Genomic DNA, 520 nt, shown 5'->3' with positions numbered 1-520 from the left:
AATGCCGACGGCTCCTACAGCTTCACGCCGGGCACCGACTTCGACGCTCTGGCCGCCGGCGAAAGTCGCGACGTCACCTTCAGCTACACCGCCACCGATAACGACGGCGGCGTCAGCGAGCCCAAGACGGTGACGATCACCGTGACCGGCACCAACGATGCGCCGGTGGCCGTCGCCGATACCCGGACCACCGGCGAGAACACTGTGCTGACCGGCCAAGTCCCGGCGGCATCGGATGTCGATGGGACGATCGCCGGTTACGCCCTCGCCACCGGTGTCGGTCCCGGCAATGGTTCGTTGACGTTCAATGCCGACGGCTCCTACAGCTTCACGCCCGGCACCGACTTCGACGCTCTGGCCGCCGGCGAGAGTCGCGACGTCACCTTCAGCTACACCGCCACCGATAATGACGGTGGGGTCAGTGCACCGAAGACGGTGACGATCACCGTGACCGGCACCAACGATGCGCCGGTCGCCGTCGCCGATACCGGCATCACGGGCGAGAACGCTACTCTCAATG

Annotated in this window: 1 protein-coding gene; it reads left to right on the top strand. The window is 66.2% G+C overall.

Annotated features, from left to right (window positions below; genetic code table 11):
• On the top strand, nucleotides 1-520 hold a 520-nt coding region (locus tag BTW07_RS19190; protein ID WP_167369306.1), incomplete at both ends, for a VCBS domain-containing protein.

This window comes from Salinicola socius (genome assembly GCF_001937195.1).
Taxonomy (GTDB): domain Bacteria; phylum Pseudomonadota; class Gammaproteobacteria; order Pseudomonadales; family Halomonadaceae; genus Salinicola; species Salinicola socius.
The sequence above is the reverse complement of the archived record's forward strand: the minus strand, read 5'-3'. Positions and strand labels throughout refer to the sequence as shown.